Raw genomic sequence first — 16081 nt, 5'->3', positions numbered from 1 at the left:
TAAAAAAACACACTTACCGATGTAAGTGTGTTCAATCAGATTTTAAAGTCCGTTTTAATGGCACCGGATTCTATGAATGTCACAATGACAAGAAGGATAATAGGACCGATGAAGAAGCCGACAAATCCCATCAGCTTTAATCCGATGTACATAGAAATCAATGTAGCAAGAGGACTCAGTCCAACACCGTTACCCATAATCTTTGGTTCCAGCACTTTACGCTGTACAAGCAGGAACACTGACAGCAGGGCCAGTTTAATCGCTGTTACATTATCGCCTGTAATCAGCTCATACAGAGTCCAGGGAATCGTGATACCTGTTGCACCGATAATAGGCAGTAAGTCTACAATACAGATGATCAGACTCAGGACGAGTGCATTTTCAGGGACGATAAATAGTAGACCGATAAATGTAAATACCCAGGTGATGAAAGAGAGAATAACAGCAGCTCTTAACATACCGAAGACAGATGTTGATACTTTTTTCCAGATGAGCAGACCCCGATAATAAGTTTTCTCATATGTATGTTTGCGTATCAGTTGCTTCATGCGGGGGACTTCCAGCATGAACAAGAACAGAGCAACAAGAAAAACAAGGCCAGAGATAATCAGCTCAGGTAACATGGAGACAAAATTTGTGATGTTCTGAACACTGAAATAGTCCGCTATACTGTCGCGCATAGAAAGGAGAAACTTCTGGACTTCATCATTAAGTGACGCAGTAACACTTGAAGGTAGCAGCTGATTCAGATTTACCTCTACACTGGACCATGCATCGATCAAGGTGTCCGCTTTAGTGGGCAAGGTTTTAGCGAAATCAAATAGCGCTTCTACTACTTTTGTCAGTATCAGATAAAGTAATACGAGTAAGATAAGTAGTATACCTGAATAGAGCGCTGTGACACTCCATTTACGACTGCCAATTTTAAATTCCAGCTTCCTGACAGCAGGTTCAAGCACAAGTGCGAGAATTAAAGCACTGACGATTGGAATAGAAATGGGTAATATAAAGTAGAAGAAGAGTATCGTCAGCAGAATAAAAATCATAAGAGTGATATTTTTTTTAGTTAAAAGTCGCTTGAACAAATTCTGTCCTCCTTATCGCTATTAAAAAAGACGTGGCAGATGCCCACGTCTTAAGCAAGGATTTCTCTGAGATCGTTGCTGATGCTGATGATTGTACGTTTGCAATGTTCAACCACTGCTGGTGGGAAGTATTCATCCTCACCATATTCAATGCCTGTTGGATAGTAATGCTTACCTAAGTAAGGATCCATCATCTGGATTGTAGCGTTACGAGCGCCCACATCGCCTTCAACGGCATAACCTGGAATACGAAGGTAGTAAACACCTTCTTCAATCTGATATTTTAAGTCGTAAGTGACACGTTCGTAATCCCAATGTCCACCCAGATTAAGACCATGTTTATTCATAACGTGCTGAATCACATTTTGATCAGCAACGATGTTTTCAATACCTGAATTGTCGAATACCATTTTATTTACCTCCCTCAATATGCTCAACTCTAATTTTATGACAAAAAGAGGATTGTTGCAATCAGTTATTTACTTAAGTGCAAATAATGTATAATATGAAAAAACAGACGGAGATAATAATGAAGAATATTGTAATTAAAATGCTGCTCGTCCTGGCAGCTTTAATAGGACTCTTTCTGCTGTTCTATTCACTAGGCGACTTTAACAGCCTGGAAGAACCCGAGCAGAAGAATAAGACAGAAGAAAAACAGAAGAATAGTGCGCTTTCGAGTGGACCCGGCACCTATGTAGGGGGTTCGATTGACGACTGGACAGAAGACTACGGTTATCCTGAACGTATTTATCAGGCTGACAATAAATATCAGCATTATATCTATAATGAAAAGAATGCACTCTATGATGTCAGAGTACGAGATGGACAGATAGGTATGATTTATGCGACGGGACCTGAAGCGGATATAGAACCATTCAGGATTAATCAACAGGCGGCAGAGATTTTTAGAGGTACTTCTATAGATACTGAGCCTGATGTCTCTTCTGAAGATGGCGACTACCATTTTGAATTGACAGAAGTCGACCTGAAAACCCAGCTGCTCGTTCAGTATGATGATATTTATGCACAGGTCTATATTGATCGTCAGACAGGCAAGGTGATGGCTGCAAGATTTATGACTGCACCACTGCTTGTTCAGATGCTGCCATACACAGCCCACTTGAACGGTCAGCCGCTAGAGCGTACAATGAGAATAGAGCAGTCGGTTCTGCAGGAACAGAATGCTCAGCAGACAGTCGTTGAACTCATCAATATGATGCGGGCAAATTATGAAATACATCCGCTGGACAAAATAGAGAACAATGCACCCTGTCAAAAAGAGAATAGTATTACAGCTTATGATTCAGCTGAAGCAGTTAATCAATGGCTGAATCAAGAACAGCGCGAAAAGATGCTTAACAATCATTATAACAGTATAGTCGCTGCAGTAAGTGATTGTTATGCTGTCAGCTATAGAAAGAATTAAATGGGGTATGATGATGATTTATGATGACCAGCTGTTCAATCTGCTGGATCAGGCAGATGAACTGAACAGCATGATACTGGAAAGTGAATGCTTTAAACAATATAGACAACACCAGCTGGCTCTCCAGCAGCATGCAGAAGTCAGCGCAATGAGGAAGAACTTACTTAAATTGAAAGAGCGTTATGACGAAGTGATGCGGTTTGGACGCTATCATCCTGATTATATGGAGACGCTACTCACCACAAGAAGAGCAAAGAAAGAATACGATCTGCATCCAGTCGTCGCAGAGGCGAAGAAAAGTGAGATGGCATTACAGACGTTACTAGATGAAATACTTATCATTATATCCCGTTCCGTATCGGATGAAGTGAAAGTAGAAAGCGGCAATCCATTTTTTACTACTGAACATAGTTGCAGCGGAGGCTGTTCCTGTTCAGCATAAGAGGTGCTCGTGTGGGTAAAAAGAAAGAACGTAAACTGAGAAAAGACTGGCAGAAACGTTATACTTTTTTTGAACAGCCAGTAGAACAAGTTTACCGGACTGGTTTTGTGACTTCATTTTATTTCAAACAGTATGCACGATTTGTTTATCATCTGCCTGTTAAGAAAAAGGTACTTGCGATCGGCTGTTTTCATGGTACTCTGCTTAGTACGATTGATCGCCACTCACCGATAAAAGGGTTTTATATCGACCAGGCCCCGAGAGATATGGAACAGGCCATTCATCTTTATCCGCACTTTTCCTATAAGCAGCTTAAACGCACCCATATACCTTACAAAGAAAATAAATTTGATGTGATTTATGTCAGTATACCGTTTCATCTCTTTTACGAACCGGAAATAATGATTGCTGAATTGATTCGAACAGGGCATTCATTCGTCCTATTTGATCTGAGACGTTATGACTGGCTGCCCGTACTCGTCGCTGCCGGTCTATTACCGAAAGTCACTATAGAGCGAGCTGTCAAGTTCTATCATGTCGAAATTTAGAGTTGCCTATTATCAGAATATTTGATAAAGTATAGTTATTCTAAGAAGAGGTGTTTAACCATGAAGAATCCAATGACGCAACTGAAAAGCTGGCAACTGTCATAGGACTTATATCCGTCATAGATATAAGTCATCTATGACGGTCTCTTCAGGTTATTATTTACCGAGGCCGTGTATCTTACATCGGCTTCTTTTTTTCGGCCGATGTCTATACATCGGTCGTTTTTTTAGGAGAAAAATTTAAGGAGGCAACAATATGGAAACACGTGCATCATGGAATTCAAAACTAGGCTTTATACTAGCAAGCGCAGGCTCAGCGATAGGACTTGGCGCTATATGGAAGTTTCCATATGTGATGGCGGCGAATGGAGGCGGCGCATTTTTAACCATCTTTATTCTTTTCACGCTGTTGATAGGTCTGCCCCTTCTTTTATCCGAGTTTGTGATTGGCAGACACGCACAGACAAACAGTACAAATGCGTTCAGTAAAGTAACGGGTAAAAATATGTATGATGGCATCGGTCACCTAGGGAATATCGGGGTATTTTTATTACTTAGTTTTTACAGCGTTATTGGCGGCTGGATTATCATTTATTTTGTACGGACTATTTATTCACTGGTTACCGGCAATCAACATGCACGTTATGATGAACTCTTCAATACACTGATCAGTCAACCGGTTTATGCTCTCTCCGGACAATTCATCTTTATTGCACTGACAGCATTTATTGTTGCTGCAGGGGTTGAGAAGGGCATCGAGCGTGCGTCAAAAGTCATGATGCCGTTACTTTTTATCTTCTTTATGGTCATTATTATACGCTCAGTCACTCTTGAAGGCAGTATGGCAGGGATTGTCTATTTCCTGAAACCTGATTTTCATGCTTTGAACCGAGATAGTATCCTGTTTGCTTTAGGACAATCATTCTTTTCACTGTCAGTCGGTTTTGGAGGCATGCTGACCTATGCCTCTTACTTGAAGAAAGACACTGATCTCGTGCAATCCGGGTTCTCTATCGTCGGACTCAATATTTTAGTGACCCTATTAGCTGGACTCGCTATATTTCCAGCGACGACAGCCCTTCATATCGACAATGCAGAAGGTCCAGGACTGTTATTTGTTGTTCTGCCTTATGTCTTTGACCAGCTGGCGTTTGGACAGTTGTTCTATTTGATATTTCTGCTGCTCTTTATGTTCGCGACAATTACGTCTTCGATTAATCTGATGGAAATCAATGTGGCAAATATCATTAAAGGTAAAGACGCAGGTCGAGGGCGAGCTGTTACCTTTATCTCAGTTTTACTTTTTGTAGTGGGGGTACCATCTGCCTTATCTTTTGGACTCCTAGGAGATGTGAAGTTTTTAGCGGGCACTTTCTTCGATAACATGGATTATCTCGTATCGAATATACTCCTGCCGATTGGTGCCCTTGCTTTTTCGCTGTTTTCAGGATATGTACTGGACAGAAGAATAGCGGAGGAGGAAATTGTTATCGGCATGCGTTACCGAGGCTTGTTTAAGGTCTGGATTGTATTGCTAAAGTATGTGATACCCGTGATTATCGTACTTGTTATGGGCACGTTGATATTTAAGTAAATGAGTTACGAGCGACAAACGGGATTTATCGCTGATAACACAAATTAAAAAGGGACCACATATGTGGCCCCTTTCTTATTTCTTATTGATGGTCAGTCCGATTCGCATCAGATTCCAGACGAGTGAGGTATATGTCCGGTAAACGACGAATCTTTCATTCCATTCCGGATTATATTTCTGTTTATATTTTCGTAATCCTTGGAAGCTGTACAAGTTATTGAAATGATTGAAAACATGTCCTGCGACACGTTCACGGGCATAGCCGTATCGATTCTGTCCGACATTTGATAGAGTTGCCATACCCATATTAAAGTAGTCGTAGCCCTGCTCCTTAGAATACAGCAGCATGTTTAAGTAAAGTGCATCCATTGCTGGGATATCGAGGTCCGGAAGCCAGCGAATCAGATCGACGGACAGTGTGTTGTTGTAGTGAGTCGGCATCAGTGTGCTGAATGCAACGATATGGTTTTCTGTGTCTTTGATTACAGCAATAGGTGCCTGCTCAAGGTAATGTCTTGTAAATGCGCCGACAGAGAACCGCATTTCCTGCTTGCCATTCAGCCATGCATCACTGACCCGCTTCAGTTCTTCGATAAATTCATCTTCAAATGGCGCTTCTACTATAGAGAAGGTATAGCCTTCTTTTTCCAGCTTATTCAGCGTTGCGCGAAAAGCTCGCTGCTTTTTACCGCTGACTGTAAAGTCCTGAAGCGGAATAAGCGCTTCTTCACCGATTTTGAAGAAATGATTACCGAAGCCATGATAAAGCGGTAAATATTTGGACTGTACCTGATAAAATATGACGTCATGACCAAGGAAAAAGGCTTTGTCGTAGAAATCCATCAGGAGTTGTTCAAAGTGTTCATGATTCCCGACAGGATCACCCATTACTATCAATGCATTTTTCGTTTTATGGAACATCAGGAAAGCATCCCGTTCCTCGTTCAGGAAAAATGATTTATCGCCAGTGAAAGCGAGATGACTGACATAGCTGCCTTCTATTTCAATGATTGATTTCAGTTCTTCTTCTGTCACTTCTTCAGTAAGTAAGTGATTATATTTTCTTGAATAATAATAAGTTAAAAGTGCACTGACTACGGCAAAGATCAGTACCGTGCCCCACATTAGTGCGCCTAAAAGCTGATCATCGAAATGAGTCGCTTTATGAGGATAAATCTCAAGCATATCAATGGTCACCCAGTGATTGACCGCTAATAGAAGTGTGATTAATGTTGCACTGATGACTATTTTAAGAGGGGTCAGACTGCGTTTGATCATTGTCGTCTTACGGTATTTATAAATCAGTAAAGCAAGGATGGTCGTCAGCCAGACGTATGAAATAATCGTTCCGTATGATAGGAATGTCGTGACTAGTAGAACAGCCGTCGACAGAATACTGAGCATCGTCGCACGTTTCGTACCATGCATGACCCCGTTTGCACTGATTAACAGTGTCAGACTGGCTGCAACATGGAAGATGATGATGACTGCATAATACGTATAACGTCTCTCAGCAATCGCGTCATAGACAATCAGAAAATGGTTGAAGTAATAGACGAGACTGGTGATAATGGTCAGCAGCGCGACAATCAAGCCTGAAAACTGATAAGGTGAAGCTTTTTGCATCGCCCGAATAAATGAGCCCGTCATGGCCGCTGAACTTAACAGCTTATTATCTTCTATATATGTTTTCGCGCTTTCTTTATATTCAAAGACTGACAGCAAGAGAGCGACGAGAAGCGGGAAGAAATAATAGACTGTGCGGTAAAGCAGCAGGGCAAGTAATCCTTTTTCTTCACTGATGCCTAATGTGCCGAGCCCTGTTAACATCACTAAATCAAACGCACCGAGTCCGCCTGGAATCATGCTGATAGTACCGGACAGTGACGCAATAATGAAAAGTCCTGCAACAGCGGTAAGTGGCACTTCGATATTCAGTTCATGCAGAATAAAATAAAATAAAAGAATCGCTGCAATCCAGTCAATGATAGAAACGAGCGTAAAATTGACACCGAGTAACCGCTGATCTTTGCTGATCGGCTTGATGATGCTGAACACGATATAAGCAGGTGCATAAATACAGGCAAAAAGGACGATCCAGTTACCATAAGGAACCGCTTTAATATCAATCAGACCATATGCGATATAACACAGGACGCTGAGTCCACTGATGGTTGATAATAAAAGCAGACTGATGGCACGCTTTAATGGTGCCTGGTCAGGTGATTTTGGCTGATACTGAAATATTCTGAGACCGGCACCGAATAATCCGCCAAGACCGAGAATATTGTTGAATGCATTTGTAATAAAACTGACCGGCAGTAAATGACGGAGAGAAATGTTCACGTTCAACTGACGTGTCAGTACATAGTCATAGAGTGACAGCGACAGAACAGCGAGGAGACCTGCAACAATAATCAGTATGAAATTGAGAGTCGGCAGCTGTCTGAATAAGTGAATAGTCTCCTTGAAATTGACTTGCGCAAGTTCACGCGACAGAATGACCATTGCTGCAGTAAAAAATATGAAGATCAATGCTGTTTTCAAATAAGATAAAGTACGGGAATTCATCATACACCTTCTTTTTTATAGATACAGAGTCGTCCAGGCGTTTCGTAGCTCTTTTTAAATCGTCGTCTGGACATTTTCATGATCTGTCGTCTGGACGGGAAGAGTGCCGGTAAGAGGAGAGGTCCTATCTTCATCCAGAGCGGATCAATATAGTAATAATATTTTTTATCGTAACCGATAAGGAGAGTGATGTGTATATTACTGACCCAGTGCTTCTTGCCGTCTGAAGTATGAAATATACGCTCAAGGGCTGTGAAACCGAGATGTGTATGATAAATCAGTACAGGCTGATTGTGATCAAGCAGCGTCTCCAGTTCAGATAACGAAGCCCCTGTACCGTCCGCGATGTTTGAATCAAACTGCTTCAAATAAGGGACAAAGGCGGACGGAAAAATAGTCTGATGACTGTTTAAGCTGATAGAAGAAGGGTGACCGACATAACCTTTTTCTGGATTAGAGTCATGCTTCGGCCAGTATTTCATCAGTTTTTCCGGGCTGACAGCACCATTTAGAAGCATACTCGCCGCAACACCTTCACAACCCATGATCATCGGTTTCGGAAACCACTGACTCTGAGGTTTAACCGGGATGAGTTTCATCTGAAACACCTCACTTTATAATATAGTTTACTTGTTAAAAAATGGCAAATGAATAAAAATCGTGCAGATGGTCTGCACGATTTCTCTTATTTGCGATATCGTTCTTTGATTAAGTGATAAGCAAGGTCAGGTCGGTCAGTCACGATGGTGTGTGCCCCTTTCTGGAGCAGGTCATCCATTTCGTCTATACTGTTGATGACCCAGTAGCCGACCGCGATATTATGGCTGGCAAGGAAGTTCATCCAGCGAGCGGAATCCAGGCGGATACCCCGGAATGAAACAGGTATCTGGAATGTATCAGCTTGCGGCTGATAGAGATGACCGTAACCACTTGTATAGAGCGCATAGGCTTTTCGGACTTCATTGACGCCGGCACCTGTCGCGACACGTGAATTAAGGGCAGTAAAACGCGCCGTCTGTTCATCGTGGAAACTCGTTACAAGGACGCGGTCTTCAGCGTGAAGTTTCGTAATAAGTTCGTTCAGAAGTTCCGGTGCTTTCATACCTGCTACAGTCTCCGGTCTGTCTTTAATGTCAATGTTGATACGTTTGTCCGGGAACTTGGTAATCAGTTCTTCAAGCGTGACGATACCTGCATCTTGTTGTCCTCTAAATGGATAGTCACCATTGATATCTTTGAAATAGTAGCTAAAGTCAAGCGTCTTCAGTTCTTGAAGTGTTTTGTCTGCAATAAGACCAGTACCATTAGATACGCGGTCGACATAGGCATCATGGAAGACCACGATCACATCGTCCTTTGTCACTCGGATATCTATTTCAAAGCCGTCTACTTCAAGACTAGCGGCTTCATTAAAAGCAGCCATCGTGCTCTCCGGTGCCAGTTTCATGCCGCCACGATGAGCAAACACGTACGGTGCACGACCTGTAAAATAAGGGCGGATTGCACGTTTTTCATTTTTAGCAAGTTGCTTAGATACAGCAATACTAGTACCGTAGGCAGCGAGGAGCATTGCGCCTGTTTTTACTGTTTTATTCATATCATTGCCTCCAGTCATTTTGATACATTTTATTTTACCAAATAACGTGATACTATAAAAGAAACTGTAATAATGAGGTTGAACGATGACTTTAACACCTAGAACAAATTTAATTATTTATATGAAAAGCAGTAAGAATGAGCGGCAGCTGAGAAAATACGGCCATATCGCTTACTTCAACCGCAAGGACAAATGGCTGTCTCTTTACATCGATACAGAAAAAGTCGATGAAGTGCTTGAGCAGTTATCACGTCTGAAATATGTACTGAATGTCGAGATTTCTCCTTATCAGACGCTCGAGACCAACTATGAATCCTTATAGCGGAGGCAGTTGTCTCTGAAGTCTTAAGACGCCAATCAGATAATTATAGAAAAGAGCCTGTTCATGGAAGTGATGCATCGCTTTTGTCTCGAATTCCAGAAAAGGCAGCTGATAGTTCTCTGCCCAGCCTCTGATCAAGTCGAAACGCTTGTTGGAGTCCGGGTAAGGATAGGGTAGAGATTCAAAAGTAGAATAAATCCCTTGAAAACGGCCTTGTTTGGTCGGGTTCATGATCACGAGGATACTTGTCTTTGGTGTCTTTTCAAGTGTCGTATGCAGGGCGACCACACTTCTGATACGTTCATGGTTATAACGGATCAGTTCTTCAAATTCAAAGAAATCACTGAGGCCGGGGCCCAGTTCGATAAATGATTGTGACATAATTAATCTCCTTTTAGGTAGGTGTAATCGTGCGAGTAATAGCAGGAAAATATAAGAAACTTAAAATAGAAGCGGCGGCAGGGATGACCTCCAGACCGACGACAGATAAAATTAAGGAAAACATATTCAATATTTTAGGACCGCTTGATGGCATCGGCCTGGATCTTTTTGCAGGCAGTGGCGGCCTGGGTATTGAAGGGTTGAGCCGCGGCCTCGAGTCTGTTATATTCGTAGATGGCTCGAGAGAAGCGGTTACCGCCATTCGAAAGAATATTGAAGCAATTGATGAACAAGTAGAAGTATATCGCAATGATGCGTTCCGTGCATTAAAAGCATTGAAGAAACGCGATATTAAATTTGACATCATCTTCCTGGATCCGCCTTATCAGAAAGGGCTTCTGAATAAAGCGCTGGAACAGATTGAAGAATTTCAGCTGCTCAAGCCAGATGGACTGATGATGTGTGAATGCGGTAAAGATGAAGCAGTGAATCCTCGTTCTTTCTCAGTCATTAAAGAAGAAGTATATGGCACGGTTAAAATCAGTATATTAAAAGGAGTTCAACATGACGATTAGACGAGCAGTCGTACCTGGTAGCTTTGATCCGATTACCCTCGGACATTTAGATATCATAGAAAGAAGTGCTAAAATATTTGACGAGGTCCATGTCTCTGTATTGAATAATTCCAGTAAAGTAGGCCTGTTTTCAATGGATGAGCGACTGGAACTCATCAAGGAAGCGACTGCTGCATGGCCAAATGTCCAAGTGCACTATTTCTCAGGTCTTCTGATTACGCATTGTGAAAATATAGGAGCTCAGACTATTGTCCGTGGTCTGCGTGCAGTCAGTGACTTTGAATATGAGATGCAGCTGACAAGTATGAACAAGAAACTGAACGATGATATAGAGACACTTTATATGATGACGAATAATCACTATTCATTTATCAGCTCAAGCATAGTGAAAGAAGTTGCTAAATACGGTGGTAATGTGAGTGAAATCGTACCCGCACACGTTGAAGAAGCACTTAAAAAGAAGTTCGCTGATAAATAACAGGTGTGTTGAAATCGTTTCTTTTATCACCTGATATGAGATTATAGATCTGTGTCGCTCGAATTTCCATTGCGAAGAGCGATGCATTTTTTTTGTTGATATTTGTGTGAAGGTGAGGGATACCTTTGATATACGCACGTCCTTTATCATTCATCGCCAGCACGCGTATATCAGTGATAGGCTGTCCTTCCTTAATATTAAGCAGTGTATAGGCCAGGAGACGCTGCAGGCGGGTATAAGTATAGCGCTTTGTCTTGATGGTCTGCATATAGCTGCTGAAGTCATGTGAGTTGTCGATACTTGACTTCAGTCTGTTTTCAAGGCCTTCAGTCATCATGTAGATATTTCTGAGTTCTTCAGGCGTATGGCTGAGGATTTTGTACTTAAGGAGCGGAAAGAAATCCTCCCAGCTGACGGCAAGTGCTGTATCGATAGACGCGGGTACTGATTCAGAAAAATCATGACCGGCGCTAATGGCTTTACGGATAGCAGTTGCGCTGGCAATACGCCCTGTCAGCTCTGTATCATGATAGTGATTCTGTATACGCTTAATAGGTATCAAATCTAGCATTGGGTCAGCCGCTTTAATATACTGCATAGCGAGAATATTATTGGGCTGTGAGAAAGTTTCGTCACCCATCATCACTGCATAGCTTCTGCCGCTTTTAATGTCAGCTTCTCTGACGCGGTTTGCCTCAGCTTTAAGTAAGTCGAGATCATCGCATTCCGCCCCGAACGCCAGCGCATCAGCGCGCAGAATCTGGGCTGTTTTGACACCGCCATAAGCGAAGTCGTCAGCATAACTCATTGCATAGAACTGAGGTAGTTCTACGACGAGGTCACAGCCGTTAAGAGCCGACTCGGCACGCGCGAATTTACTGAAGATAGCGGGTTCACCGCGCTGGGTGAACTGGCCGCTCATAATAGCGATGACGATATCAGCATGACTTTTTGCACGTGCCATCTCTGCATGGTACTGATGACCATTATGATAAGGGTTATATTCAGCAATGATAGCGACTGACTTCATTGATATTCACTCCTGTTGTCGTTATAATGAACATTGTAGCAGAATATACTGTTAAGAAAAAATCTTGACAAAGTATATAGTTTGAAGTTAAAATAAATTTTGTGTTTGTAAGAGGTGAAACCTATGAAATGGTCTATAAATCAACTTCGTAAACACCAGGATGCACCACTTCAATTTGAGAATGATGTTGAATTTCCACATCTTATTGATAATCTTCAGTTGATTGACTTATCGCCGATTCATGTAGAAGGCTCTTTAACCACTAAGTCCAAGGAAGTTTATGCAGATATTCTGATCACAGGTCATTATGTGATGGAAGACGCTAGAACGCTTGAACCTGTTGAAGTTCCGATTCATATTGAGTCGATGGAAGTATTTGATATGAATGATTTTGATCTGGACGAGGAACTCAACCGTCATGAAATCATCAACGGGATGATTGATCTGAAGCCCGTCGTTGAAGAATTGGTTGTACTCGAAAAGCCTGTCCGCGCCGTTAAAGAAGACTCTGAAATGTCTCTGACGCAAGGAAAAGGCTGGGAAGTTGTTAACGAGGATCAGCTTCAGCAGAAACCTGCTGTCGATCCGCGTCTCGCTAAATTGCAGGATCTGCTTTAATATGTAGAGGAGGAGAAAAACATGGCAGTACCAAAAAGAAGAACATCTAAAACAGCAAAAAGAAAACGTCGTACTCACTTCAAAATTTCAGTACCAGGTATGGTAGAATGCTCAAGCTGTGGCGAAATGAAATTATCACACCGTGTATGTCCATCATGTGGCGCTTACAACGGTAAAGAAGTAGTCGCTAAGTAATACATTCCCTTATTTCTGAATAGAAATAAGGGCTTTTTTATGTTTAAGCAACTACATTGTAATATGTACTTTAAATCTTTATAATTGTGAACAGAATAATATGAAGGAGTTCGACTCATGAAGATATCAACAGTTCAAGATGACCGTCAGAGTTTTCTAGGCAAATATGCAGCAGGTGACTTTTCAAGCTACGACTATGCGATACAGGAACCTGGCATCTATGAGTTGCGTCATCAGACTGCGCCTCATCCACATACAGAAAAACTGAGTCAGGTCATTGAAAACTATATGTCTGACCTTGAACTGACTACCCTGCAGCGGGATAATATCCAGGCCCTGCGCTCAGGTCATCAAGTTGTCATCGGAGGTCAGCAGGCAGGCTTATTTATCAGTCCGCTCTATACGATACATAAAATTATCTCAATCATCGTTCTGGCTGAAGAGCAGTCAAAAGCGCTTAACACTCAAATAGTGCCGGTCTTCTGGATAGCGGGTGAGGATCATGATTTCAGTGAAGTCAACCATGCTTACCTCTATAATAGTGATAAAAATAAGATGCAGAAGTTAAAAGTAGCTTCTAAGCGTGAAGCGGAAGATTCTGTTTCACATTTCGAGCTGACAGAAGGTGAAATGACAGCCACTATTACTGCATTCGTCAGTCAGCTGCTTGAAACAGAACGCACAAAAAGCATCTATGATCAATTGATGAAGCTGCCTTTAAACTGGACCGCGCATTTTAAACAACTCATACATGAACTATTTAAAAGCTATGGTCTAATATTAATTGACAGTGCAGATGCAGAACTAAGACAGCTGGAAAAAGAACAGTTACTCTGGATGTTTGATCATCATGCAGACATTGATGCCGCTTTTCATAACGGCCAGCAGAAAATGGATTCCTATTCCATTGAGACGACGACAAACGTTCACTTATTTATGTCTAGGGACGGCAAACGTCAATTATTGAATGAAGAAAATGGTCGCTATTATTTAGGTAAATCTGATGACAGCTTCACGAAAGAAGAGGTCCGTTCAATGATTGAGACGTCACCTGAACGTTTCAGCAATAATGTGGTGACAAGGCCGCTGATGGAAGAACTGATGTTCAATACGCTCGCTTTTATCGGTGGGCCGGCAGAAGTCAGATACTGGGGCGAACTGCACGCAGTCTTCCAGTTTGCGGAACGGGAAATGCCGGTAGTTATGCCTCGTATGCGTCTCACTTATGTTAATGCGCGTATCCGCAAGTTGATTGAACGTTACGACTTGCCCCTAGCAGCTATCGTGACGCACGGCATACAGGAGCAGGCAGACCATTTCCTGCAGCAGGATGCGAACGTGGAGCTGTTTGAAACACTATACGGGACGACTCAGCATTTAGAGTCACAGTACGGTGAAATGATGCAACTTGCTGAGAGTGAGCAGGTCAGCCGTCTCATTGCTTCTAATCTAAAGCATCATCTGAAACAGGTGGATTATTTAAAAAAAGCTTATAACAAAGAACTTCATCAGCGTAACAAAACAGTGCTTAAGCACTATGGTGAAATCGATGCCCACCTTCATCCAAGAGGCGGTCTGCAGGAACGGACATGGCATCCTTTAGTGATGCTGAATAATTATTCACTTGATTTTTTTGACCAAGTTATTGAAAGCGTTCAATATACTTTAGATCTGCAGATTGTAGAAATTTAATACGTTTGTATAAACCATTTTACTTATATGTAAAGTGGTTTAATTTTTTTGTTAAAATAGTTGTGGGATTTTTTATATAAATTGTGGTGAAAAGTGGGGACGTATGGTAAATTATTAGTGAGACGGGGTGATAGCGATGTTCATGGGAGAATATTCACACCAGATGGACGTGAAGGGACGGTTGATAATCCCTGCCAGATTTCGTGATGAATTATCAGAACATTTCGTGATTACTCGCGGTCTTGATCGCTGCTTATTCGGTTATACACACGCTGAATGGCATAAGATTGAAGAGAAACTTACCGCTCTCCCGATTACGAAAAAAGACGCGCGTAAATTTATGAGATTGTTTTTCTCAGGTGCAGTTGAAGTCGAACTGGATAAGCAGGGACGCATCAATATCCCGGCTAACTTGAGAGCGTATGCGGGTCTATCTAAAGAATGTATTGTCATCGGTGTCTCATCCCGGATTGAGATATGGGACCGTACTGAATGGCAGAAATTCAATGAGGAAACTGAGCCCCATTATTCAGAAATTGCTGAAGAACTGGTTGATATAGATTTTTAGGAGGTAGAATATGTTCCATCACATTACCGTACTGTTAAATGAAACAGTCGATATGCTGGATATCAAGAAAGACGGCGTTTATGTCGATTGTACGTTAGGTGGTGCAGGCCATAGTCTCTATCTGGTTAAGCAGTTATCGGATTCAGGCAGACTGATTGCAATCGATCAGGATGATACTGCATTGAATAATGCTAAAGAAGTACTTAAAGAACATTTACATAAGGTAACACTCGTTAAAAATAATTTTCGTCATTTACGTACGGTTCTCGATGAACTGAATATCGATAAAGTAGACGGCATTCTATATGACTTAGGTGTCTCTAGTCCGCAACTTGATGATGCTGAGAGAGGATTCAGTTATCACCAGGAAGCAAGACTGGATATGCGTATGGACCGCACCCAGGACTTATCAGCTTATGAAGTAGTCAATGAATGGCCGTACGAAAAACTCGTTTCTATCTTTTATCGTTACGGAGAAGAGAAGTTTTCAAAACAAATCGCTAGAAACATTGAAAAAACAAGAGAAACAGAGCCGATTGAAACGACGGTACAGCTCGTTGAAATCATTAAAGAAAGCATCCCGGCCCCGGCACGACGTAAAGGCGGTCATCCAGCCAAAAGAGTCTTTCAGGCTATCAGGATCGCTGTCAATGACGAACTGGGCGCATTTGAATCATCGATCGAACAGGCGATTGATTCAGTTAAAGTAGGCGGACGTATCTCCGTCATCACGTTCCATTCCTTGGAGGATCGGATGTGCAAACAAATTTTCCGTGAATACGGAAAGGGACCTGATATTCCGCGAGGATTGCCGGTTATACCGGAAGAATTCAAGCCGAAGCTGAAACTTGTCAACCGCAAACCTGTTGAATCTTCTGAAGAAGAATTGACTGCCAATAATAGAGCGAGAAGTGCGAAGCTCAGAGTAGTGGAAGTATTAAAATAAGAGGTGACAA

19 protein-coding genes are annotated in these 16081 nt (G+C 42.0%); 12 read left to right on the top strand and 7 right to left on the bottom strand.

Annotated features, from left to right (window positions below; translation table 11 throughout):
• Positions 1-35 precede the first annotated feature (35 nt).
• Together ytvI and ERX27_RS01500 are read right to left on the bottom strand one after the other, a co-directional pair.
• Positions 36-1085, bottom strand: a complete 1050-nt coding sequence (gene ytvI / locus ERX27_RS01505) for a sporulation integral membrane protein YtvI (protein WP_133431059.1) — start codon at positions 1083-1085, stop codon at positions 36-38.
• Positions 1086-1135: 50 nt separating this feature from the next.
• Positions 1136-1495 carry a YugN family protein gene (locus ERX27_RS01500; protein ID WP_133431058.1) on the bottom strand — a complete coding sequence of 120 codons (360 nt, stop codon included), beginning with the start codon at positions 1493-1495 and terminating at the stop codon, positions 1136-1138.
• Between the two features lie 119 nt (positions 1496-1614).
• Here ERX27_RS01500 and ERX27_RS01495 point away from each other — a divergent pair, with 119 nt between their 5' ends.
• The 4 genes from ERX27_RS01495 to ERX27_RS01480 all read left to right on the top strand — a co-directional run bounded on the left by ERX27_RS01495 (position 1615) and on the right by ERX27_RS01480 (position 5098).
• Positions 1615-2514: a CAP-associated domain-containing protein gene (locus ERX27_RS01495; protein WP_165983043.1), complete on the top strand. Its 900-nt coding sequence runs from the start codon at positions 1615-1617 to the stop codon at positions 2512-2514.
• A gap of 13 nt (positions 2515-2527) precedes the next feature.
• On the top strand, positions 2528-2956 hold the full coding sequence (locus tag ERX27_RS01490; protein WP_165983042.1) for a YlbF/YmcA family competence regulator: 429 nt from the start codon (positions 2528-2530) through the stop codon (positions 2954-2956).
• An 11-nt stretch (positions 2957-2967) separates the two neighbouring features.
• On the top strand, positions 2968-3504 hold the full coding sequence (locus ERX27_RS01485) for a methyltransferase domain-containing protein (RefSeq protein ID WP_165983041.1): 537 nt from the start codon (positions 2968-2970) through the stop codon (positions 3502-3504).
• 256 nt (positions 3505-3760) lie between these two features.
• Positions 3761-5098, top strand: a complete 1338-nt coding sequence (locus ERX27_RS01480) for a sodium-dependent transporter (RefSeq protein WP_133431054.1) — start codon at positions 3761-3763, stop codon at positions 5096-5098.
• Between the two features lie 75 nt (positions 5099-5173).
• Here ERX27_RS01480 and mprF read toward each other — a convergent pair whose 3' ends face one another.
• The 3 genes from mprF to ERX27_RS01465 all read right to left on the bottom strand — a co-directional run bounded on the left by mprF (position 5174) and on the right by ERX27_RS01465 (position 9266).
• A complete protein-coding gene (gene mprF, locus ERX27_RS01475) occupies positions 5174-7669 on the bottom strand; it encodes a bifunctional lysylphosphatidylglycerol flippase/synthetase MprF (protein WP_165983040.1) in 2496 nt (831 codons plus the stop codon).
• Positions 7669-8268 (bottom strand): C39 family peptidase, encoded by a 600-nt coding sequence (locus tag ERX27_RS01470; RefSeq protein ID WP_133431052.1) that lies wholly within the window; start codon positions 8266-8268, stop codon positions 7669-7671. The genes mprF and ERX27_RS01470 overlap by 1 nt, the downstream gene beginning before the upstream one ends.
• A gap of 86 nt (positions 8269-8354) precedes the next feature.
• Entirely contained in the window at positions 8355-9266 is a 912-nt protein-coding gene (locus tag ERX27_RS01465; protein ID WP_133431051.1) for a glycerophosphodiester phosphodiesterase family protein, read from the bottom strand.
• A gap of 85 nt (positions 9267-9351) precedes the next feature.
• Here ERX27_RS01465 and ERX27_RS01460 point away from each other — a divergent pair, with 85 nt between their 5' ends.
• Positions 9352-9588 (top strand): DUF2129 domain-containing protein, encoded by a 237-nt coding sequence (locus ERX27_RS01460; protein ID WP_133431050.1) that lies wholly within the window; start codon positions 9352-9354, stop codon positions 9586-9588.
• On the opposite strand, the gene ERX27_RS01455 is transcribed toward ERX27_RS01460, so the two are convergent.
• The gene (locus ERX27_RS01455; RefSeq protein WP_133431049.1) at positions 9583-9969 is read right to left on the bottom strand and encodes a DUF7147 family protein; all 387 of its coding nucleotides are present in this window, start codon (positions 9967-9969) and stop codon (positions 9583-9585) included. The two genes, ERX27_RS01460 and ERX27_RS01455, sit on opposite strands and share 6 nt — an antisense overlap.
• Positions 9970-9998: 29 nt before the next feature.
• Between ERX27_RS01455 and rsmD the strand changes: the two genes are divergently transcribed.
• Complete coding sequence (rsmD, locus tag ERX27_RS01450) at positions 9999-10544, top strand: 16S rRNA (guanine(966)-N(2))-methyltransferase RsmD (protein WP_133431048.1); 546 nt, start codon at positions 9999-10001, stop codon at positions 10542-10544.
• A complete protein-coding gene (gene coaD, locus ERX27_RS01445; protein WP_133431047.1) occupies positions 10534-11022 on the top strand; it encodes a pantetheine-phosphate adenylyltransferase in 489 nt (162 codons plus the stop codon). Before rsmD ends, coaD begins: the two co-directional genes overlap by 11 nt.
• Here coaD and ERX27_RS01440 read toward each other — a convergent pair.
• A complete protein-coding gene (locus ERX27_RS01440; protein ID WP_133431046.1) occupies positions 10997-12052 on the bottom strand; it encodes a tRNA(Met) cytidine acetate ligase in 1056 nt (351 codons plus the stop codon). The two genes, coaD and ERX27_RS01440, sit on opposite strands and share 26 nt — an antisense overlap.
• 123 nt (positions 12053-12175) lie before the next feature.
• Here ERX27_RS01440 and ERX27_RS01435 point away from each other — a divergent pair, with 123 nt between their 5' ends.
• From ERX27_RS01435 to rsmH, 5 genes are all read left to right on the top strand, one after another.
• Positions 12176-12670 (top strand): YceD family protein, encoded by a 495-nt coding sequence (locus ERX27_RS01435; RefSeq protein WP_133431045.1) that lies wholly within the window; start codon positions 12176-12178, stop codon positions 12668-12670.
• Positions 12671-12691: 21 nt separating this feature from the next.
• On the top strand, positions 12692-12865 hold the full coding sequence (gene rpmF / locus ERX27_RS01430) for a 50S ribosomal protein L32 (protein WP_133431044.1): 174 nt from the start codon (positions 12692-12694) through the stop codon (positions 12863-12865).
• 117 nt (positions 12866-12982) lie between these two features.
• Positions 12983-14557, top strand: coding sequence for a bacillithiol biosynthesis cysteine-adding enzyme BshC (bshC, locus tag ERX27_RS01425; protein WP_133431043.1), 1575 nt, complete (start codon positions 12983-12985; stop codon positions 14555-14557).
• 136 nt (positions 14558-14693) lie between these two features.
• Positions 14694-15125, top strand: a complete 432-nt coding sequence (gene mraZ, locus ERX27_RS01420; RefSeq protein ID WP_133431042.1) for a division/cell wall cluster transcriptional repressor MraZ — start codon at positions 14694-14696, stop codon at positions 15123-15125.
• A gap of 10 nt (positions 15126-15135) precedes the next feature.
• Entirely contained in the window at positions 15136-16071 is a 936-nt protein-coding gene (gene rsmH, locus ERX27_RS01415; RefSeq protein WP_133431041.1) for a 16S rRNA (cytosine(1402)-N(4))-methyltransferase RsmH, read from the top strand.
• Positions 16072-16081 lie beyond the last annotated feature (10 nt).

Origin of the sequence: Macrococcus brunensis, from assembly GCF_004359615.1 — a bacterium.
GTDB lineage: Bacteria > Bacillota > Bacilli > Staphylococcales > Staphylococcaceae > Macrococcus > Macrococcus brunensis.
This window is presented reverse-complemented; position numbering and strand designations above follow the sequence as displayed.

What these genes read in the sequence shown, in the direction of transcription:
- mprF (WP_165983040.1), bottom strand. Translation starts at nt 7,669, where the DNA reads ATGAATTCCCGTACTTTATCTTATTTGAAAACAGCATTGATCTTCATA.
- ERX27_RS01435 (WP_133431045.1), top strand. Translation starts at nt 12,176, where the DNA reads ATGAAATGGTCTATAAATCAACTTCGTAAACACCAGGATGCACCACTT.
- ERX27_RS01480 (WP_133431054.1), top strand. Translation starts at nt 3,761, where the DNA reads ATGGAAACACGTGCATCATGGAATTCAAAACTAGGCTTTATACTAGCA.
- ERX27_RS01455 (WP_133431049.1), bottom strand. Translation starts at nt 9,969, where the DNA reads ATGTCACAATCATTTATCGAACTGGGCCCCGGCCTCAGTGATTTCTTT.
- rpmF (WP_133431044.1), top strand. Translation starts at nt 12,692, where the DNA reads ATGGCAGTACCAAAAAGAAGAACATCTAAAACAGCAAAAAGAAAACGT.
- rsmH (WP_133431041.1), top strand. Translation starts at nt 15,136, where the DNA reads ATGTTCCATCACATTACCGTACTGTTAAATGAAACAGTCGATATGCTG.
- ERX27_RS01490 (WP_165983042.1), top strand. Translation starts at nt 2,528, where the DNA reads ATGATTTATGATGACCAGCTGTTCAATCTGCTGGATCAGGCAGATGAA.
- ERX27_RS01465 (WP_133431051.1), bottom strand. Translation starts at nt 9,266, where the DNA reads ATGAATAAAACAGTAAAAACAGGCGCAATGCTCCTCGCTGCCTACGGT.
- mraZ (WP_133431042.1), top strand. Translation starts at nt 14,694, where the DNA reads ATGTTCATGGGAGAATATTCACACCAGATGGACGTGAAGGGACGGTTG.
- ERX27_RS01500 (WP_133431058.1), bottom strand. Translation starts at nt 1,495, where the DNA reads ATGGTATTCGACAATTCAGGTATTGAAAACATCGTTGCTGATCAAAAT.
- ERX27_RS01460 (WP_133431050.1), top strand. Translation starts at nt 9,352, where the DNA reads ATGACTTTAACACCTAGAACAAATTTAATTATTTATATGAAAAGCAGT.
- ERX27_RS01495 (WP_165983043.1), top strand. Translation starts at nt 1,615, where the DNA reads ATGAAGAATATTGTAATTAAAATGCTGCTCGTCCTGGCAGCTTTAATA.
- ERX27_RS01440 (WP_133431046.1), bottom strand. Translation starts at nt 12,052, where the DNA reads ATGAAGTCAGTCGCTATCATTGCTGAATATAACCCTTATCATAATGGT.
- bshC (WP_133431043.1), top strand. Translation starts at nt 12,983, where the DNA reads ATGAAGATATCAACAGTTCAAGATGACCGTCAGAGTTTTCTAGGCAAA.
- coaD (WP_133431047.1), top strand. Translation starts at nt 10,534, where the DNA reads ATGACGATTAGACGAGCAGTCGTACCTGGTAGCTTTGATCCGATTACC.
- ERX27_RS01470 (WP_133431052.1), bottom strand. Translation starts at nt 8,268, where the DNA reads ATGAAACTCATCCCGGTTAAACCTCAGAGTCAGTGGTTTCCGAAACCG.